Source organism: Actinocorallia populi, assembly GCF_002995495.1.
Classification (GTDB): domain Bacteria; phylum Actinomycetota; class Actinomycetes; order Streptosporangiales; family Streptosporangiaceae; genus Actinocorallia; species Actinocorallia populi.
In genome coordinates, this window is record NZ_PVZV01000005.1 from 68,002 (window position 1) to 87,963 (window position 19,962).

At 72.8% G+C, this 19,962-nt stretch carries 11 protein-coding genes; 5 read left to right on the forward strand and 6 right to left on the reverse strand.

Annotation, left to right across the window (positions count from 1 at the left end; all coding sequences use genetic code 11):
* Positions 1-50: 50 nt before the first annotated feature.
* The 3 genes from C2865_RS20540 to C2865_RS20550 form a co-directional block, all read right to left on the reverse strand.
* Positions 51-557 carry a MarR family winged helix-turn-helix transcriptional regulator gene (locus C2865_RS20540; protein WP_232835732.1) on the reverse strand — a complete coding sequence of 169 codons (507 nt, stop codon included), beginning with the start codon at positions 555-557 and terminating at the stop codon, positions 51-53.
* Positions 554-2,101, reverse strand: coding sequence for an FUSC family protein (locus tag C2865_RS20545; RefSeq protein WP_106400159.1), 1,548 nt, complete (start codon positions 2,099-2,101; stop codon positions 554-556). The genes C2865_RS20540 and C2865_RS20545 overlap by 4 nt, the downstream gene beginning before the upstream one ends.
* An 82-nt stretch (positions 2,102-2,183) precedes the next feature.
* Complete coding sequence (locus tag C2865_RS20550) at positions 2,184-3,338, reverse strand: DUF5925 domain-containing protein (protein WP_232835733.1); 1,155 nt, start codon at positions 3,336-3,338, stop codon at positions 2,184-2,186.
* A 182-nt stretch (positions 3,339-3,520) separates the two neighbouring features.
* Between C2865_RS20550 and C2865_RS20555 the strand changes: the two genes are divergently transcribed.
* On the forward strand, positions 3,521-4,981 hold the full coding sequence (locus tag C2865_RS20555; protein WP_106400161.1) for an aldehyde dehydrogenase family protein: 1,461 nt from the start codon (positions 3,521-3,523) through the stop codon (positions 4,979-4,981).
* Between the two features lie 4 nt (positions 4,982-4,985).
* Here C2865_RS20555 and C2865_RS20560 read toward each other — a convergent pair whose 3' ends face one another.
* Genes C2865_RS20560 through C2865_RS20570 form a run of 3 tightly spaced genes read right to left on the reverse strand, consistent with a single transcriptional unit; the run spans position 4,986 to position 8,085 of the window.
* Entirely contained in the window at positions 4,986-6,113 is a 1,128-nt protein-coding gene (locus C2865_RS20560; RefSeq protein ID WP_106400162.1) for a sulfotransferase family protein, read from the reverse strand.
* Between the two features lie 17 nt (positions 6,114-6,130).
* Positions 6,131-6,907, reverse strand: coding sequence for an SDR family oxidoreductase (locus tag C2865_RS20565; RefSeq protein ID WP_106400163.1), 777 nt, complete (start codon positions 6,905-6,907; stop codon positions 6,131-6,133).
* Positions 6,907-8,085 (reverse strand): hypothetical protein, encoded by a 1,179-nt coding sequence (locus C2865_RS20570; RefSeq protein WP_106400674.1) that lies wholly within the window; start codon positions 8,083-8,085, stop codon positions 6,907-6,909. The genes C2865_RS20565 and C2865_RS20570 overlap by 1 nt, the downstream gene beginning before the upstream one ends.
* Before the next feature lie 83 nt (positions 8,086-8,168).
* On the opposite strand from C2865_RS20570, the gene C2865_RS20575 reads away from it, so the two are divergent.
* The 4 genes from C2865_RS20575 to C2865_RS20590 all read left to right on the forward strand — a co-directional run bounded on the left by C2865_RS20575 (position 8,169) and on the right by C2865_RS20590 (position 19,949).
* Positions 8,169-9,083, forward strand: coding sequence for a helix-turn-helix domain-containing protein (locus C2865_RS20575; protein WP_106400164.1), 915 nt, complete (start codon positions 8,169-8,171; stop codon positions 9,081-9,083).
* A gap of 158 nt (positions 9,084-9,241) precedes the next feature.
* Complete coding sequence (locus C2865_RS20580) at positions 9,242-10,108, forward strand: DUF4132 domain-containing protein (protein ID WP_106400165.1); 867 nt, start codon at positions 9,242-9,244, stop codon at positions 10,106-10,108.
* Positions 10,105-15,024 carry a DNA-binding protein gene (locus tag C2865_RS20585; RefSeq protein ID WP_106400166.1) on the forward strand — a complete coding sequence of 1,640 codons (4,920 nt, stop codon included), beginning with the start codon at positions 10,105-10,107 and terminating at the stop codon, positions 15,022-15,024. Before C2865_RS20580 ends, C2865_RS20585 begins: the two co-directional genes overlap by 4 nt.
* A gap of 98 nt (positions 15,025-15,122) precedes the next feature.
* The gene (locus tag C2865_RS20590; protein ID WP_106400167.1) at positions 15,123-19,949 is read left to right on the forward strand and encodes a DNA-binding protein; all 4,827 of its coding nucleotides are present in this window, start codon (positions 15,123-15,125) and stop codon (positions 19,947-19,949) included.
* The last annotated feature ends 13 nt before the right edge of the window (positions 19,950-19,962 follow it).

The following is a 19,962-nucleotide window of genomic DNA, read 5'->3' on the forward strand; positions in this document are numbered from 1 at the left end:
GCGGAGGGGCGGCTCTCGCCGTCCGGATGTCATCCGCCCGGCGGCCGCGCTCACAGGCCGCCGAGGCGGCCTTCGAGGAGGACGAGGAGTTCGGCGAGGCGGTCGGCGAGTTCGGTGCGGGCCGTCTCGTCCAGCCCGGAGAGGAGGGCGGACTCGTGGGCGAGCTGGGCGGGGAGCGCCTCGTCGATGAGGGCGCGGCCCTCGGGGGTGAGGGAGAGGTGGGTGACGCGGCGGTCGTGGTCGTCGGTGCGGCGGGAGACCAGGCCGCGGTCCTCCAGTGCGCGCAGGCGCTTGGTGACGGCCGCGCCGGAGGCGAAGGTCTCGCGGGCCAGATGGCCGGGGGTGAGTTCGCCGCCGACGCGGCGCAGCGCGGCGAGGATCTCGAACTCCGGACGGGACAGGCCGTGCCGGGCCAGCGGGGTGTGCTCGGCCTGCTGGAGCAGCAGGTGACAGCGGGTCAGCCGGCCGATCACCGCGATGGGGGAGGTGTCCACGCCGGGAAGTGCCTGCTCCCACTGGCGCAGCACCCGCGCGACGACGTCCTCGGTGTCCTTCACGGGAGCGACTTTAGCCGCGCCAGTTCGCGGTGGCCGTCGCGCTCCGCCTGAACGATGCGCTCCTCGGGCAGGCCGCGCCGCCACCATTCCCCGGACTCGGTCTCGAGGGAGTCCCGCAGCTCCGCCAGCGCGGAGGCCAGGGCCGTCGCGGCGGGGACGGGCGCGACGGTACGGGAGGATTCCCGGGTCCGCTCCAGCCGTTCCAGGGCCAGGTCGACGCGGTGGGCGGCGCGCCGGTCGACCACCAGCAGGCAGGCCAGCAGGCCGGCCGCGACGCCGACGCAGGTGTCCAGCCACCGGTCGGTGACGAGCACGAAACCGGGCTCGGCGGCGGCGAACTCCGTCATGAGCAGGGCCATCGGGGTGACGAAGACGGTGCCGAGCCAGTAGTTGCGGGGGATGAACGCCTCGGCGGCGACCTGGCAGGCCAGGATCAGCAGGATCAGCGCTACGGCGCCCGTCCGGCTGACCGGCAGCAGCAGGGTGAAGACCGCGAGGCCCGCGAAGTTCCCCAGGGCCCGCTGGAGCCCGCGCGTCCAGGAGAGTACGGCGTTCGCCTGGCACACCGCCGCGGCCGTCACGAGCGCCCAGTACGGGTGCCCGACCCCGGCCAGCAGCGACACCCAGCCCGCCAGCAGTGTCGCCAGCAGTGTCCGGAGGACGACCGGGACGAGTCCCGGCAGTATCTTCACGGGCCGTGCGGCGCTGCGTTCCGCGGCCAGCCCGACGAGTTCCTCGTGCTGCTCGCCGGACAGGCCCACGTCCGGAACGGTGTCCGTCTCGCGCAGGGCACGGGCCCACCTGCGCAGCGGGACGGGGTCGGGTGTCCGGACGAGCGCCTCCTCGGCCTGGACGATCAGCCGTTCCAGCCCTGAGGGGCGGGCCGCCAGGACCGCCCGCCACGCCGCGTTGACGGCCGCCGCCGCACGCCGCCTCCCGGCGGGCCCGTCGATCGCGGCCGCGGCCTCCAGCGCCTGCGCGACCGCCCGCCGTTCGGGTCCGTGCGGCCGGAGCAGGGCGGGCGCCATCACCACCGCCCAGGCGAACGCCGCGCCCAGCGCGGTCAGCGCCACGTGTTTCGGCACCTCGCCGAGCCGGTGCGGAACGAACGCGCAGGCCGCCCCGATGAACGTCAGGACGACGTTTCCCGGCGGTCCGGCCCGCAGCGACTCGGTGAAGAGCCTGTGCCCCGCGGCCAGCAGCGCCCCTACCGCCACCAGCAGCACCGCCGAGCCCGTCAGGCTCGCCGCGGTGATCGCCGCGGCCACGGTGCCGGTCATCACCAGCCCGATCCACGCCGTCATCCGGGCCCGCGCCCGGTAGGGCAGCGCGTGCGCGTACAGGGCGCACATCGCCCCCGCCGAGGTGTAGACCGCCAGGTCGAGCCGTCCCAGCGCGAGCAGCGCGAAGTCCGGCACGACCAGCGCGATCACCGCGCTCAGCGCGCGTTTCCACCAGATCTCGTCCCGCGCGCCGACGCCGAGGACCCCCGCGAGGGGGAACCGGGGGCGCAGTGACCACCTGTCGAGAGCACACACGAACATATAGCTTACAAGTGTTTTACTCGTGAAATAAATTCCGGCCGGACGTGACCGGTTCCGCCCGGGGCGGGATCCCGCCCGGACGTCACAGGTAGGGGCCGGGGCTTTCGGCGGGGGCGGCGGGAGCCGTGGTGATCTGCTGCGAGGCCGAGGCCAGCGCGGTGAGCTCGGCGAGGGTCGAGCCCTCGGGCGCGATCCGTTCGCCGGGCGGGAGGGCGGTCCCGGAGCGTTCGAGCCACGCGGACGCCTCGTCCCGGGGGAGGCGGCCGATCTCCAGCTGGGCCATGCACCGGCCGGGGCGGATGACCGCCGGGTGGAGCCGGGAGAGGTCCTCGTTCGTGGTGATGGCGATGAGGACGTCGCGCCCCTGGCCGAGCATCCCGTCCGTCAGGTTGAGCAGCCGGGACAGGCCCTGCCCGGTGTTCTGCTTGGCCTCGACGCGGATCAGTTCGTCGCAGTCCTCCAGGAGGAGCATCCGCCAGCGGGGAGCGTCGTCGTCGCTGTCCGCGCCGACCGCGACGCTCATGAGGTAACCGGGGTCGGAGAACAGCCGCTCGGGGTCGAGCAGGCAGTCGACCTGGCACCAGGACGACCACTCCCGCGCCAGCGCCCGCAGCAGGGTGGTCTTTCCGGTGCCCGGAGGCCCGTGCAGCAGCAGGAGGCGGCCGGTCAGCCCCTCGGACGTGAGCCGCATGAGCCTGTCCAGGGCGGGTGCCGCCACGGACGGGTAGTTGCCGCGGATGTCCGCCCACGAAGGCGCGGAGATCGACCGCTCCCGGCGAATGGGGGAGTTCGTTCCGGCGTGCCAGAACCCCATCTCCACCCGGCTCTCGTCCTCGGGGGCGGGTTCGGTGGAGTCGCGCACCGACTCCTCCAGCACGGAGGCCGCCAGTTCGCGGCTCACCGCGGTGACCTCCACCTGCGCCGAACCGCCCGGCCACCGGACCGCGCGCAGCGCGTATCCCTCTCCGGCGGCCAGGACGGACCCGCCCCCGTCCTCCTCGGCGCTCCGCAGCACGGTGGAGTCGGCGGGGCGGAGCGGCGCGTCGGCCCGCACCCGCTCCAGCCGGGTGGACTTGGAGTGCGGGTGCTCCCCGCGGACGAACCGCTGGAGCGCCAGGGCGTCGATGACGTCGCGGGGGGAGTCGGCGTCGTCGACGTTCATGACCCAGGAGAGCTCCGGCTCGCCTTGGGGAAGCTGCGTATCAAGAAGCCGGAGATTCCCCTGTGAACTGGACATGTCCTCGATGATCGCCCTCCTACGGCGGCCCGTCCACTACTTTTCCCGGAACGTGCCGGGCGGCGGCGCGCGCGGCCCGTGGGACAAAGAAGACACGACCCGGGAGAACACCTGGTTGAGGAACGGGACGCCCGGTGCCTACATTCGGTCGGTCGGAGTCCGACCCGGTGAAAGGACACGAGGTGCTCCTCGACGCGGCCCAGTGGCAGGACAAGATCTTCATCGACGGCGCGTGGGAGCCCGGCTCCGGCGGGACGGCCGAGGTGAGCGAGCCCGCCACCGGCGCCTCCCTCGGCTCCATCGGCATCGCCGGCACCGGCGACCTGGCGCGGGCGGCCGAGAGCGCCGCCGCCGCGCAGCGCGAGTGGGCCGCGCTGCCGCACTCGCGGCGGGCCGCGGTGCTGCGCAGGGCCGCGGCGCTGTGGGCCGAGCACGCCGAGGACATCTCCTGGTGGAACATCCGCGAGGTCGGCGCGGTCCCCGGCATGGCCGGATTCGCGGTGCACAACGCCGAGCAGGAGTGCCACGAGGCCGCCGCGCTGCCCGGCCGCTCCTACGGCGAGCTCCTGCCCAGCGAGGAGCCGCGCCTGTCGATGGCCGCCCGCATGCCCGCGGGCGTCGTCGGCGTGATCTCCCCGTTCAACGTGCCGATCATCCTGGGCATCCGCTCGGTCGCCCCGGCGCTGGCGCTGGGCAACGCGGTGATCCTCAAGCCGGACCCGCGCACCGCCGTCACCGGCGGCGTCACGATCGCGCGGATCTTCGAGGAGGCGGGCCTGCCCCCGGGCGTCCTGCAGATGCTCCCCGGCGGCGCGGACGTCGGCCAGGCGATGGTGGAGCACCCGCTGGTGCGCGTCATCTCCTTCACCGGCTCCACCGAGGCGGGCCGCAGGGTCGGCGAGCTGGCCGGACGCCACCTCAAGCGCGCCCACCTGGAGCTCGGCGGCAACTCCGCCCTGATCATCCTGGACGACGCCGACCTGGACGCCGCCGTCAACCTCGCGGCCTGGGGCGGCTTCTTCCACCAGGGCCAGATCTGCATGACGACCGGCCGCCACCTCGTCCACGAGCGCCTGTACGACGAGTTCGTCGACCGCCTGGCCGCCAAGGCGAGCGCCCTGCCCGTCGGCGACCCCGCCACCGGGCAGGTCGCCCTCGGCCCGGTCATCGACGCGGGACAGCGCGACAAGATCCACGCCCTGGTCTCCGCCAGCACCGGCGGAGGGGCCCGCCTCGCCGCCGGAGGCACCTACGAGGACCTCTTCTACCGCCCCACGGTCCTGGCCGACGCCACCCCCGACACGCCCGCCTTCGCCCGGGAGGTCTTCGGCCCGGTCGCCCCGGTGGCGCGCTTCACCACTCCCGAAGAGGCCGTACGCCTGGCCGTCACCAGCGAGTACGGCCTGTCTCTCGGCATCGTCACCGGCGACGCCATGCGGGGCTGGGAACTGGCCCAGAAGATCCCCACCGGCATCGTGCACATCAACGACCAGACCGTCAACGACGAGGCCAACGCCCCCTTCGGCGGCGTCGCCGCCTCCGGGACCGGCTCCCGCTTCGGCGGACCCGCCGCCAACGTCGAGGCCTTCACCGAGACCCGCTGGATCACCATGCGCGGCAAGGCCCCGACCTACCCGTTCTGACGGGTCACCCGGCGAAGCGCTCGTCGACCTCCTCGGGGGTGAGGCCGAAGTCCTCCAGCGAGTAGCTGTGGGACGGGCGGCCCGTCCCCGCGTCGCTCTCGGTGCGCAGGGCCGCCATCGCGGCGCGCGCCTCGTCGGTGAAGGGCAGGCCGAAGCGGGTGTAGATGCCCTCGACGGTGCCGACGGGGTCGCTGACGAACGCGTCGTAGTCGACGTCGTGGAAGCGGGACGGGTCGTGCTTGGCGCGCTCGGCGCGGAAGAGGTCCAGGCCGCGGCCCCACAGGTCGAGCTGGGAGCGGCCGATCACCGGGCCCTCGAAGGCCGTGGACCAGCCGGACGAGCTGTGCGCGGCGAGGCTGCACATCGAGGCCATCGACGTGCGGGGGGCGCGGTGCGTCTGGACGATCAACGCGTCGGGGTAGACCTCCAGCAGCGCGTCCAGGGCGAAGAGGTGGCTGGGGTTCTTCAGCACCCAGCGGCGGTTCGCGTCGGGCATGCCGATGAGCTGGAGGTTGCGCCGGTGCCTGCGGTAGGCGGGCGTCCAGTCCTGGTCGGCGAGCCAGGCCGAGTACGTGGGCAGGTGCGCCAGGCACTCGAACGAGACGGAGCGCAGGGACTGGCGCAGCAGCTGCCAGCACTCCTCCACCATGTCGGCCGACATGTAGTGCACGCCCATGAACTCGGGGTGCTTGACGTGGTGCCGCTGGTATCCGGCCTGGATGGCCTGGAAGAACGGGTCGTCCGGCCAGGTCTCGCGGGGCGGGCGGGGCCGCGGCATCTCGGCGAGCCACACCTCCAGGCCCTGGTGCGCCGGGTCGGCGGTGAGGAGGCGGTGCAGCGCGGTCGTGCCGGTGCGGGGCAGGCCGGTGACGAAGATGGGGCGTTCGACGGGGACGTCCGCGTACTGGGGGTTCTGCCGCCAGGCCTGCTCGGCCAGGAGGCGGGCGCCCAGCGAGCCGCGCACCATGGCGCGGGCCGCCTTGACCCCGAGCGGGGTGAGGGCGGCCTCCCGCTCGTAGGAGTCGAGGAGGACGGCCAGGCCGTCGCGGTAGTCGTCCTCCCCGAAGTCGGACAGGCCGGTGATCTTGGTGGCCGAGGCGTGGAGGTCCTCGGCGGTGCCGACGGTGCTCATCGGTGGGCCTCCGGAGGTCAGTGGTGGAACTCGCCGCAGTTGACGTCGAGGCACTGCCCGGTGACCGCCCGGGCGAGCGGGGAGAGCAGGAACACCGCGGTGTCGGCGATCTCGTCGGGTTCGGGGAGCCTGCGCAGGTCGATGTCGGCCGCGGTCTCCTCGTAGACCTGCCGGGTGGGGACGCCGCGCTCCTTGGCGAGGTGCTTGAAGTAGAACTTCAGGTTGTCGGCCCAGATGTAGCCGGGCGCGATCGTGTTGACCCGCACGCCCCGCGGCCCGAGCTCGGTGGCGAGGCTCTGCGCGAGGGCCAGCAGTGCGGCCTTGGACATCTTGTACGCGCCGAACGTGCGCCGCGAGTGCCGCAGCACCGAGGAGTTGACCATCACGACGGAGCCGCCGTGCTCGGCGAGCGCCGGGGCGGCCAGGCCGGTCAGCCGCAGCGCGGCGAACACGTTCGTCTCGATGGCGGCGCGGATCCCGTCGGGGTCGGTGTCGCCCAGGTCGGCCAGCGGGGGGATCGAGAAGGCGTTGTTGACCAGCCCGTCCAGCCGCCCGCACTCCGCCAGCGCGGTGTCCACGAGCCGCCGGCACGAGTCGTCGTCGGTGATGTCGGTCCGGACGGTGATCGCGCGGCGGCCCAGCGCGGCGACCTCCCCGGCGACCTCGGTCAGCCGTTCGGGCGTGCGCGCCGCCAGCACGACGTCGGCGCCCGCGGCGGCGCAGCGCAGCGCCAGGCTCCGGCCCAGGCCGGGCCCGACCCCGGAGACGATGACGACCTTGTCCTGCAGCAGCATCAGCCCAGCATCCTTCGCGCGACGGCCGTCTGACGCACGGCGATCCGGTCGGTCCACTCCTGCGGCGTCACCTTTTGGTTTTCGTGGTGGGGCAGCAGCTTGGGCAGCTCGTCGAACGGCACGACCTCGACGCGGGGCCCTTCCTCGGGGTTGAGCGCCCGGGAGAGCCGCTGCCAGCGGAACTGCAGGAAGCCGCGCCGGTGCCCGGTGCACTCGATCCAGTTGGCCAGGCCGGGGTCGCGTTCGGCGACGACGTAGCGGATCATCCCGTCGGGGTCGACGCGGGCCTGGTCGGCGGTGAGGCTCGTCTGGTGGTTGATGTAGTCGAGCGAGACGTACCAGAGGCTGCCGAGCTGGAAGCCGAAGTACGGCGCGAGCTCCTTGGCGGGGGCCGGCACCGTGATGACCATGGCCTGGTCGTCGGCCAGGTCGTAGTGCCCGACGGAGGAGTACTGCGTGGTGAGGCCGCCGGGGGTGGAGCGCGGCTCGGTGAGCGTGTTGACCGGCAGGTCCAGGTAGTGCCACTCGGGGAAGGCGAGGAACGTCTTGATCCGGGAGACGAGGATGCGCCCGGCGACGCCGAAGCGCTTGGCGCTCAGCTGCTCGGTCGCCGCGGGAGGGGCCATGCCGAGGGTGTCGGCGCGGTGGATGCGGATCTCGCCGCGCCGCTCGTTCGCCCAGTCGCTGTAGACCTCGCGGGCGATGAGCATCGCCGCGCCGGGCGCGAGCGCGAAGTAGTTCGGGCCCGCGTCGGGCTTCGCCGGCCCGAACCGCACCTCGTACGTGCCGTCGGGGGCGATCTCGAGCTCGCGGTCGTCGAACGCGGTGAGGCTGTCGGGGGAGCTGGCGGGGCTGTAGTCGCCGTTCATCACCTGGAAGCTGAGGTCGGCGGTGGTGCCCCGGCGGCCCGTGACGACGTACTCGGCGTCGTCGCGGATGTAGGCGTGGAAGTAGAGCGTGTCGGGGTTGTCGAGCCCGAGCTTGCTGTACGGGCCGGTGGAGGCGACGAAGAAGGGGAAGTCGCGCTCGTAGGCCCATGCCAGGTGCAGTGACGCCTTGATGCTCCCGGCGAGGTAGTCCAGGCCCTCGGCCAGGTCCTGCTCGGTGCTGATGTGCGGTGCCGAGCGGATGATGCGCTCGGCTTCGGCGATCGCCGCGCCGAAGGACTCTGTGGCCACCTGCTGCTCCTTGCGGTACAAATATGGACCGATGCGGTAGATTTCTGTGCTGCGACATTAGAACGCGTTCCAGGGAGGGGTCAATGGGCGGAGCCCGGCGCTCACCGCCGACCGCGCGGGTGGTCGCGGTGCTCGACCGGTTCGCCACGTCGGGCGGCCGCCGCTTCGGCCTGTCGGAGCTCGCCCGCGACCTGGGCATCAGCAAGCCCACCTGCCTGGGCATCCTCACCGAGCTGACCGCCACGGGCTACCTGGTCCGCGACCCCCGCACCCTGGCCTACGGCCTCGGCCCCGCGCTCATCGCCGCGGGCCGCGCCGCCCAGCGGGGCTTCGCCGCGACCGGGGCGGCGCGCCGCCACCTCGAGCCGCTGGTCGCCCGCCACCGCACGGCCGCCACGGTCTCCGCCGTCGTCGACGACGAGATCATGGTCCTCGACGCGCTCGCCGCCCCGGGGCTCACCCCCGCCCGGGTGGGGGAGCGCTACCCGTTCGCCCCGCCCAGCGGCCTGATGTACGTCCTGTGGGATCACGACGAGGCGTTCGAACGCTGGCTGGCCAAGGAGCCGACCCTCCCGGTCACCCTGGACCGCGGCCGCCTCCGCACCATCACGGCCCGCTGCCGCGCCTCGGGCTACCTCGTGGAGAGCCTCACCCCGGCGGGCATGCGCCTGTACTCCCTGCTGAACGACGCCGCGGCCCGCGACCTCCCCCCGGAGGCCCGTGCCCTGATGGGCGAGCTGCTGTCCGACCTGGGGGAGCGCGTCTACCTCGAGGCCGAGCTCAGCCCCGGGGTCCGCCATCCCGTCCATCTCATCGCCGCCCCCGTCTACGACGCCGACGGTGCGCAGGAGCTCGTCCTGGCCCTCCAGGTCGGCGCCACGCTCACCGGCGCCGAGATCGCCCGCAGGGGCGCCGCCCTCGTCGCGGCGGCCGAGGCCGTCACCGCGGAGCTCGGCGGGCGCCTCCCGGGCCGCGCGGACCCGCCGATCGAAGACTGATTTCGCAAATTCAGCCGATTTGTCGGTGCGCCTCACTAGGTTCGTGATCATTCATCGCAGCGAGGGCGAGACGGACTCCTGCGTTCTTCGGTATCCCCGGAACCGCGCCTCCTGCGGCTGGCGCTCCGGGGACGTCTACATCTGGAGGTGGAGCCCCGGTGGGCTGGTTGTCAGCGGGCGAGGGATACGAGATCGCCCTGGTGGACGGCAAGGTGGTGGCGCGGTCGGCCCGCGCGGGCGGAAGGCAGCTGAAGACGCTGCCGAAGGCGCTGCGCGACCACCCCGAGGTGGAGCGGCTGCGCCAGTTCGCCGAATGGCTCGGCCAGCACGCCGCCGCGTGCGTCGCGCAGGTCGACGCGTGGATGATCTCGTCGCTGCCGGTGCCCACCGGGCTGCTCGGCCGGGTGTGGCCCGACGACGCCTGGCAGGTGGCGCTGCGCGACCTCATCGTGGTCGGCGACGACCCGGACGAGCCCGGCTTCCTGCGGGACGTCTCGGAGTCCGGGGAACTGCGGGTGGTGAACCTGGACGGGGAGACGGTGCGGATGTCCGCCGAGACGGTGACGTTCCCGCACCCGGTGCTGCTGCCCGACCTGGAGGACCTGCGCGAGTTCGCCGCCGAACTCGAGGTGACCCAGAAGGTCGAGCAGATCTACCGCGCCACCTGGATCAAGCCCGCCGAGGCGGAACTGGCCCCGAAGGCCACCTCCGTGAACGAGTTCTCCGGCGGGAGGTTCGCCTCGCGGTTCGCGCTGACGGCCCGCGCCGAGTCCTGCGGCTACCGCGTGTCCGGCGGCTACGCCACCTGCGGGGTGCGGGACGGCGGCCGGACGCTCGAGGCCTCGTTGTGGATCGGTGAACCGTACTGGGACGGCGAGAACGAGACCGGCTCCCTGACCTGGAACGACAAGGACGGCAAGGCGCTGAAGCTGCGGGAGGTGGGTCCCGTGGCCTGGTCGGAGGGGATGCGGATGGGCGCGGCGCTGTACGCCGGCCGGATCGTGGAAGGGACCGAGGGCAGATGAGCGACGCCTCCGAACTGCTGGCCGCCGGTGCCGTCCTCCCGCTCGGCACGGTGGACGCGGGGGAGTCGGCGGTCCTGCTGACCGCCCGCACCTACCGGCACCCGGCCCTGGACGACCGCGTGGTGGTGCGGCTGACGGCCGCCGACCTCGGGCAGGGCGAGGACCAGGCCTCCGGTTTCCTCGGCCTGGAACGGATCAGCGAGCCCGTGGAGGTCGGATTCGGCCGGCGCACCGCGCTGGGCTTCCCCGAATGGGTGCTGGTCCACCACCCCGAGGACGGCCACCACGCCCTGGCCGTCATGCCCGAGATGAAGAAGATCGACCAGCGCGCGAAGAACAAGCCGAAGGCCGCGCTGGACGGCTTCCACGAGCTGGCCCGGCGCCTGGCCTCCTCGGTACCGCACCTGCTGCCGACCTTCTACGAGCGGGCCGCCCGTACCTTCCTCGGCATCGAGAACGTCGTCTACGCCACGCAGATGTTCACCCACGCCCGCAAGGCCGAGGCCGAGCACGGGCTGCCGATCGACGACGAGCGGCACGACGCGGTCTTCCTGGAGTTCGCGCTCGCCGGTGCGCTGCCGGTGAAGGTCCTCTCCGGATACGCCAAGGAGCTGGCCGCCCGGGTCTCCGCCGAGGAGGCTCTGCGCCGTTTCACGCGGCTGTGCGTGCGGCGTACCGCGAGCGGGCTGCCGCCGTCGGCGCAGATGGCCGTGGAGCTGCGGCGCCTGGCCAAGGCGGCAGGCGAGGACTCCGTGGCCGTCGAACACGCCTACCTCACCGAGCTGCTCGCCCTCCCGGCGACCGTGCGCGCCGCCGCGGGCTGGTGGAAGTCGCACCGGGCGGCCCTGATCTCCCTGGCCGCGCAGCGGCCGGAGGCGTGCGGGACGCTGCTGAACATGTTCCCGGTCAACGACGACCAGGACTTCTCGTCCCTGTGGCTGGAGATCCTCGAGGAGTCCGGGGCCACCGAGGCGCTCTCCGCACCTGACGGGACGCCCCGGGAGGCACGGCCGCAGGACGGCAGCGCGGGCTGGTTGAAGCGTTTCCTGCAGATGTGGGGGTCGGGATGGCACAAACCCCGTCCGCCCGGGCTGCTCCCGCTGGTGGAGCGCATGGCGGACCGGCTGCGAGCCGAGCTCACCGCCCGCGGCGAGGGTTTCGAGATCCCCCGGCACGTCGACCTGCTGGACCTGCTGCTCGCCCTGGGTGTCCCGGTGGCCGACCCCACCGAGCGCCACCAGCTGGATCTGAACGACTGGGCCAGGCTCGAGGAGCGGCGTGACCTGCTCGCCCTGGAGGCCGACGGAAGGTTCCGCCGGGCCTTCCACAGCGGCGCCGACGCCTTCTCGAACGACGAACACGGCCGGCGGGCGATGAGCGCCCTGATGGCCTCGCCGGGCGGACGGCCCCTGCTGGTGGAGTGGGTCGGCGAGGTCGCCCGCCGGTCGACCGCCACGGGGCTGCCGGGCCTGCCCGCCGCGCTGAACAGGCTCGGCTGGCTGCCCGGAGAGGTACTGGCGCTGGACGAGGAGGCGGCGCGCACGGCGATCACCTCGAGCCTGGCACCGGTCCTGGCCCGCACCCTGCGAGCCGGGCTCTTCGACGAGCTGCACTGGCCCGCCTGGGAGGAGTGCCTCGCCGAACTCGTCCAGGCCGATAAGACCAACAAGATCCTCGTCGCCGACGCCTGGCCGTACCTCATCGTCGCAGGCCCCGTGCAGGTCCGGGTGATCGGCCCCGAGGGTCCGGTGCTCGTCCACGACCTGCGCATTCCCGCCTCCGACAACGGCGGCGACTCGGTCGGCTTCCGTTACGTGGACGGGGAGCTGTTCGTCCACTGGTACTCCTCGCAGTACGGCGGGAAGCGCGTCGGGTACTGGCACACCGAAGCCGGTCAGCCGCGGCCCGTGGAGGGCCACCTGCCCAAGGCGAAGAGCATGTACTGGTACCAGAACGACCAGGAGATCAGCCTGCCGCTGCCCGGCGGCGGCCACACCACCGGCGCCGGAACGGTGCACCGCGGCGACACGGTGATGCCCTGGTTCCGGCCGGTCGCCACCGACGGGACGTCGTACTGGGTGTGGACCGCCCGGAAAGAAGAAGGATCCGGATCCGGCTGGCACGAGTACGACCCGGCGAGCGGCGAGCACGGCCGAGAGAGCCTGCCGGGCTTCTTCACCGACGGAGTACGGGCGGTACCGGGCTCCTCCTTCTCCTCCGGCTGGCTGCTGCCCGCCCCCGGGGCCGGGACCACCCCCACGGGCACCCCCGCGGACGGGCTGTTCGGCTGGCGGGTCGTGGAACTGCCCGACGGCTCCCTGCGCTCGGAGGACCTCGCCGGGAACGGCATGACGACACCGAAGGGCGTCATTCCGTTCAGCGGCCTGTTCATGCCCGGCAGCGACCGGCCCCTGGCCGTGCTGACCCGCTCCTACCAGGTCGAGCTGGCCGACCAGGACGGCGTCGTCACCGCCTTCGCGCAGACCGACCACGCCCCCGGGGTGTTCGCGGAGGGCACCCCGCTCCTGCCTCCGGCGCGGTACTGGCACTTTCTGCGGCCTCGCGACCCCCGTGGTTCGGAGGTGCTGCGCGGTATCGACCACGAGACCGTCTCGGCCCTGATCAAGGCGGCCGCGGCCATCGGCGAGAACCCGGCCAGGGAGGCCGAGGCCGCGGCCGCCGCCGCCGAGGAGCTGGCCGGGGCGATCCGGGCACTGCTGCCGGAGGTCACGCACGAGGCGCTGATCGCCGGGGTGGCCGGGGTCGTGAAATACACCGCCGAACAGCAGAAGGTCCTGGACAGGGCCGCGAAGCGCCTCGAGGCGGCTCTTGCTTCGGAGCCCGTCCAGGAGGAGGTCGCGACCGGCCCCGCCGACCGGCTGCTCAAGGCGGTGCTCGACGGCCTGGGCCTCGACCGGAACCAGAACCGCGACGACGAGGCCCCCGCCCTCTTCGGCGTGCTCCAGACCATGGCGCGGGCCACGGCGGACGACGCCTTCGCCGATCCGTCCGAACGTCCGCGCCTCCATCTGGACGGACCGAAGTTCCCTGAGTCCTCCCTGCACCTGCACAGGCTGCTCGAAAGTCACGCCGCCGCGGTCTACCGTGCGGTGACGGGGTACAGCGCCCCCGAGCAGCGGGAGGCGCTGCGGGAACTGCTGACGGCGCTCGGCGAGCTGGGCCTGGTCACGGACGGGCGGCGGCCCGACCGCTGGCGCCGGTTCGTGCTGCGGCTGGAGAAGGAGCTGATCAGCCACCCCGACGGCTCGTGGCGGACGCGCCACTGGAGGAGGCTGCTCCCGCTGGAAGGCGGCGCCTTCCTGGCCTTCCTGGACTGCTCCCTGTCGGACAAGGGCGGAGAGTTCACGGCGCTGTTCCACGACCCGGCGGGCAGGTTCGAGGTCCCGGAGCCCTACACGGTGGGCTCGTCCGGCCCGGTCATCGACCCGGAGCGCACCGTCCCGCAGGACGGGTTCCTGGCCGAGGCCGCCGAACGCGGTCCGGCGCCGTGGTTCCCCGAGGCGGCCGAGGAGTTCTCCCGGCTCACCGGTGTCACCCCGACCACGGCCAAGCTGGTGCTCGCCGGCCTGCCGTCGGTCGACAGCTGGGAGCGCAACTTCCTGGCGCCCGAGCTGCGGTCCGTGCTCGACGTCAAGGTCGCCGAGGCCGCCTTCGCCAAGGACCAGCTCAGGGGGTTGGGCATCCGGATCCGGCAGGCGCTGATCGGCGCGCTGCTGCCCGCCGACCCGGCCCGCCTGTGGACCGACGGTCCCGACACGGCCGCGGCGGCGAAGGTGTGGAACGCCGAGTTCGGCCGGCGGGTGGCGGTGCCCGAGGCGCTCCTGACCGAGGCGGCCAAGACGGTGCGCACCGGCTGGGACTCCATCGCGGCGCTGCCCGCCCTGCTCGACCCGGCCTCCGAACCGCAGCTGAGCCAGGACCTCAAGTGGGTCGTGCGGGGGGACAAGGTCGTGCCGGAGGGGAAGACCGCGGGTTTCACCGCGGCGACCCTCCGTACCGCCGTCGCGCTGACGGCCTGGCTCGCCCACAGCCTCCCCGGCGGGGACCCGCTGCGCGACCGCCTTCCGGCCGCCCTCGCGGCGGTGCGGGCCAGGCTCGCCAACCCCGACCTGATGCTCGGCGCCGACCGGTACGTCGACATCTCCAGGTTCCGCAAGGTGGCGGGCGCCCCCACCGAGGTCGGGGAGGGGTACGAGCGGTACGGCGCGGTCGTCATGGCCACCCACGACAGCCTGCCCTACCCCGCCGTCCGGACGGCCCTGCTGGACGAGACCGGCTCGGACCCCTACCTGGCCGTGCTGCGCGCCGACCTCCCCGAACTGGGGGCTCTGGAACTCCCCTGGCGCACCGCCCTGGACGGCCGTTTCGCGGAGCTCCTGGCGGACCCGGGCGATCCGGCCGCGGGGGAGAGGGACGCCGACGGCACGTGGTGGCCGCAGGATCCGTCCCGTTCCGTGCCGGATCTCGTCGCCGAGGCCGCGGAGCGGTTCGGGCTCGGCGCGGATGCGGCGACGGTCTATCTGATGTTGTTGGTCATGCCGGATCCCACCGACAAGAACACCGCGAGGTGGACGGGCTGGAAACCGGCCCGGATCAAGGCGGCCCGTGCCGAGCTGGCCGCGACGGATCTGGTGGTGGAGGCGCGTCGCTCCCGGGCGAGTCGTTCCTTGTTCCTTCCGGGTGCTTGGAGTGAGTTGAAGACGCCCTGTCTGCCGTTGGAGGAGTGGAAGCTTTCGCTCTACGGTGTGCCGGCCGGGGCGCAGCGGCCTTCGTTGGGTGTCGTTGTTCCCTTCGAGCCTGTCGCGGACCTGTATCGCAGGGCGTGGCAGCGCATCGTGGAGGACGACGTGCCCCGCTTCGCGGCCCTGGAGGTCCGCAAGGGCCGGCGCCGCTGAGCGAGACCGCCGCTCCACGCGTGCCCGCCGGGGATCCCCCGGCGGGCACGTCTCGGTTTTCGGGTGATTTGTCAGAGCCGCCCACTAGATTCACGATCATGAACGACATGGCTGAGCTGCCGAGGGGCGCCGTTCTTCCGCTGGGCACCGAAGGCGCGGGGGAGCGGCTGGCGCCGCTGGCCGCCCGCGGCTACCGGCACCCCGCCCTGGCCGGCCGGGTGGTGGTGCGGCTGGTGCCCGCCGAGCAGATCGAGGGCGCGGACCTGGCCGCCCGGTTCCTGGGTCTGGAGGGCTTCGGCGAGCCCGAGACCGTCGCCCTGGGGCCGCGCACCGCGCTGGGCTTCCCCGAGTGGGTGCTGGCGCACCACCCCGAGGACGGGCATCACGCGCTGGCCGTCGTGCCCGAACTGGAGCGCATCGCCCGGCGCGCGAGGTCCAAGCCGAAGGCGGCGCTGACGGCGTTCCAGGAGCTGGCCGCCAAGTTGGCGTCGTCGGTGCCGCACCTGCTGCCGACCTTCTACGAGCGGGTGGCGCGGGAGTTCCTCGCGGTCGAGAACCCCACCTACGCCGCGCAGATGTTCACTCGCGCCCGTACCGCCGAGGCCGAGCACGGGCTGTCGATCGACGAGGATCGGCTGGACGCGGTCTTCCTGGAGTTCACGCTCGCTGGAGCCCTCCAGGTCAAGACGCTCTCCGCCTACGCCGCCGGCTTGGCCGAGCGCGTGCCCGCCGATGAGGCGCTGCGCCGCTTCACCCGGTTGTGCGTGCGGCGTACGGCGGGTGGGGTGCCGCCGTCGGCGCGGATGGCCACCGACCTGAGGCGGCTCGCCAAGGCCGCGAGTGCGGACGCGAAGACCGTCGAACACGACTACCTCGCCGAGATGTTGGACCTGCCCGCGACCGCGCACGCCGTCGGAGGCTGGTGGAAGGCGCACCGCCAGGCGCTGCTTTCCTTGGCCCGGGAACGCCCGGAGATCTGCGGGAAGCTGCTGAACCTGATCCCGGAAGACACCGAACGCGACGGCGAGATGCCCGCTCTGTGGTTGGAGATCCTGGAGGAGTCCGGTGCCACCGTCGCGCTCTGTGATCCCGGCAGCGTGCCCGAAGCCGCATGGCCGGAGGACGGCAGCGTCGGCTGGCTGAAGCGGTTCCACGAGTTCGTGAGGAAAGCGCAGCAGAATGCCTGCCTGCCCGCTCTGTACCCGCTGGTCGAGCGCATGGCGGACCGGTTGAAGGCCGAACTCGCCGCCGACGGTGAAGGACTGCCCGCCTTCCAGCAGGTCGACCTGCTGGATCTGCTGCTCGCCTTGGGCATACCGGTGGCCGATCCGTCGCGCGGCCACTCGCTGAGGCTGGAGGACTGGGCCGGGGCTCCGGAGCAGCGGGACCTGCTGGCGCTCGCCGCCGACGACCGCTTCCGTGTCTCCTTCCACCGCGGCATCGGAAGGTTGAACACCGGCCGCGGCGCGCAGGTCTTCCAGAAGCTGATCGCCTCACCCGGCGGCCGCCCGGTGCTCACCGACTGGATGGCGAAGGTCGCCCGCGAGACGGTCAGGCCGAGCCTGTCCCGACTCGCCGGGCCGCTGGAACGGTTGGAGCGGCTGCCCGACGAGGTGCTGGCGCTCGCCGAGAAGGAGGTGCGCGAGGTGGCGACGACCGACCTCGCCTCGATCCTCGCCCGGAACCTGCGGGGCGGGCTCTTCGACGAACTGGGCTGGCCCGCCTGGGAGGAGGCGCTGGCACAGCTGGGCGGCAAGCCGTCCAGGCTGCGCATCGCCGACGCCTGGCCGCACCTGATCGTCTCCAACCGGCACCAGGCCAGGGTGATCGGCGCCGAGGGCACCGTCCTGGTCCACGACCTGCGCGTCCCCGCCGGGGAGATACTCGACAGACCGTGCTTCCACTACGTGGACGGCGAACTGCTCGTCCAGTGGTCGTCCCGGCAGCGGAACGGCGAATGGCTCGGGTACTGGCACACCTCGGCCGACCGGCGGCAGCCGATGAGGGGCGCCGTCGGCCGCAGTGCCCGCATGCCCTGGGACCAGGACGGGTTCTACAACCTGCCGCTCCCCGGAGGCGGCCGCACCACCGGCGCGGGAGTGCTGCACCAGGGGGACACCGTGCTGCCCGAGGCCGGGCGCGTCATCGGCGACGGCACGTCGTACTGGGTGCTGCGGTTCGCGGACGGTGAAAGCGCCTGGCACGAATACGACCCGGTGAGCGGGGAGACCGGGCGGCAGAGCATGCCCGCCTTCTTCACCGACGCGATCCGCGGCCTTCCCGAGGGAAGCACCTTCGAGAGCGGCAGGCTGCTCCCCGCCGTCGCCGAGAAGGCAGGGCCGGACGGGATCCCGGTGGGCGGGGCGGACGGCTGGCGGGTGGTGCGGCTGCCCGACGGCTCGTACCGCGGTGAAGACCTCGCCGGCAACGCCGTCACCACTCGGGGATCCTTCCGCCCGGTGGGCGTGGTGTTCCTGCCGGGGGACGAAAGACCCCGCGCGCTGGTGCAGGGCTCCTTCCAACTGGAACTGGTCGACCCCGACGACGTCGTCACCGCCTCCACGAGGACGGACGGCCCGGCCGGCCGGGCCACCGCGCTCCTGCCGCCGGTGCAGTACTGGCACGCCATGCGCCCCCGTGACCCGCGGGGCTCACAGGCCCTGCGCCGCATCGGCGGAGACACCGCGGCCGCACTGCTCAAGGCGGTCCGGGAGGGGGCGGAGCCGGCCGACGCCGTCCGCACCCTGATCCCGGAGCTCACCCACGAGAGCCTGATCAAGGAGATCGGCGCGGTCGTGCGGACCGCCGCCGACCGGCAGCAGACCCTCGACAGGATCGGACGGAAGCTGAAGAGGACTTCCCTTCCCCCCAAGCCGGTGGAGAAGTTCGAAGGACCGTACGACTCGGCCATCCGGCACGCGCTCAACGGCATCGACGAAGGAGAGGGCTTCGGCGGTGACAATCCCGTTCTCTTCACCTTGATCGAGCACATGCGCCGCGCCCGGGACGGACGGTACGACGGCGAGCAGTGCGAAACCCACCTGGACGGGATCAGGCTCCCCCACACGCCCCTGCGAATGGAGTTTCTGCTCTCCATCCGTGCGGCGATGTCCTACCGCGCGGTATCGGCACTCACCCCGCCCGAGGACAGGGCGGTGCTCGGCTCACTACTGAGGGCTTTCGGCGAACTGGGCATGACCGGCGACGCCGAGACGCGGTCCCGGTGGCGGCTGCTCAAGCTGCACATGGACCAGACAGGAACCAACTCCCTCCACTGGAAGCAGAAGAAGAACCGCCGGAGGGCACTGCTCCCGCTGGAAGACGGTGCGTTCCTGGCCTTCGTGGACTACGACCACGTCAACGCGGGCGTCGAATTCCCCGTGCTCTTTCACGACCCGGCGGGCCGGTTCGAGGTGCCCACCTCCTACCGGGTGGTCTCGTCCGAGCCGCTCACCGCGCCGGAGGACGGCTTCTCCCCGGACGGTCTGCTGGCCGAGGCCGCCGCGCGCGGGCCCGTCCCCTGGTTCCCCGAGGCGGCCGAGGAGTTCGCCCGGCTGACCGGCGTCACCGTCACTACGGCGAAGCTGATCGTCGCGGGTCTGCCCGGGATCGAGCACTGGGAGCGGAACTTCCTGTCCGCCGAGGTGCGGTCCGTGCTCAAGGTGAAGGTCGCCGAAGCTGCCGTGGCCAAGGACGGCCTCAGCAGACTGGACACGGCGTTCAGGCGCGCCCTCGTCGGCGCGCTCGTGCCCGCCGACCCGTCCCGGCTGTGGACCGACGGTCCCGACGCGGCCGCGGCGGCGAAGGTGTGGAACGCCGAGTTCGGCAGGCGTACGGCGGTCCCCGAAGCCCTTATGGCCGAGGCGGTCAAGGTGATGCGCGGCGGCTGGCCCGCCGGTGAGGCGCTGCCCGCCCTGTTCGACCCGGCGTCCGCGCCCGAGCTGACCCGGGACCTGAAGTGGACGGTGGACGATGACCGCGCCGTCCCCGAGAGCTGGAGTGAGAAGGGGTTCACCTCGACGGTCCTCATCGGAGCCGTCGCGGCGTCCGCCTGGCTCGCCCACCGCCTTCCCGCCGGGGACCCGCTGCGCGGCAGGCTCCCCGCGGCGCTCGCGGCGGTCCGCGACCGGCTCGCCAACCCCGACCTGCTGCTCCACCTCGACCAGTACGTCGACCTCCCGGACTTCCGCAGGGCGGCGGGCACCGCCACCGAGGTGCGGGAGGGGTACGAGCGGTACGGGGCGTTGATCATGGCCACCGCCGACGACCTTCCCTACCCCGCGATCAGGACGGCGCTGCTCGACGAGCAGGGTCAGGACCTGTACCTGCCCCTGCTGCGGGAGGAGTTCGAACCCACCGGTGTGGAGACGGCACTCCGCCTCGTACGGGACGGCCGTTTCGCGGAGCTCCTGGCGGACCCGGGTGATCCGGCCGCGGGGGAGCGGGACGCCGACGGCGTGTGGTGGCCGCAGGATCCGTCTCGTTCTGTGCCGGATCTCGTCGCCGAGGCCGCGGGGCGGTTCGGGCTCGGTGCGGATGCGGCGACGGTCTATCTGATGTTGTTGGTCATGCCGGATCCCACGGACAAGAACACTGCGAGGTGGACGGGCTGGAAGCCTGCCCGGGTCAAGGCGGCCCGTGCGGAGTTGGCTGCGACGGATCTGGTGGTGGAGGCGCGTCGCTCCCGGGCGAGCCGTTCCCTGTTCCTTCCGGGCGCTTGGAGTGAGTTGAAGACGCCCTGTCTGCCGTTGGAGGAGTGGAAGCTTTCGCTCTACGGTGTGCCGGCCGGGGCGCAGCGGCCTTCGTTGGGTGTCGTCGTGCCCTTCGAGCCTGCCGCGGACCTGTATCGCAGGGCGTGGCAGCGCATCGTGGAGGACGACGTGCCCCGCTTCGCGGCCCTGGAGGTCCGCCGTCGGCGAGGCTGATCCGCGAGCGCGG

Bases quoted from the DNA above. Each gene is read 5' to 3' on its own strand.
- C2865_RS20545 (WP_106400159.1), bottom strand. From the start codon at position 2,101: ATGTTCGTGTGTGCTCTCGACAGGTGGTCACTGCGCCCCCGGTTCCCC.
- C2865_RS20550 (WP_232835733.1), bottom strand. From the start codon at position 3,338: ATGTCCAGTTCACAGGGGAATCTCCGGCTTCTTGATACGCAGCTTCCC.
- C2865_RS20560 (WP_106400162.1), bottom strand. From the start codon at position 6,113: ATGAGCACCGTCGGCACCGCCGAGGACCTCCACGCCTCGGCCACCAAG.
- C2865_RS20565 (WP_106400163.1), bottom strand. From the start codon at position 6,907: ATGCTGCTGCAGGACAAGGTCGTCATCGTCTCCGGGGTCGGGCCCGGC.
- C2865_RS20575 (WP_106400164.1), top strand. From the start codon at position 8,169: ATGGGCGGAGCCCGGCGCTCACCGCCGACCGCGCGGGTGGTCGCGGTG.
- C2865_RS20585 (WP_106400166.1), top strand. From the start codon at position 10,105: ATGAGCGACGCCTCCGAACTGCTGGCCGCCGGTGCCGTCCTCCCGCTC.
- C2865_RS20590 (WP_106400167.1), top strand. From the start codon at position 15,123: ATGAACGACATGGCTGAGCTGCCGAGGGGCGCCGTTCTTCCGCTGGGC.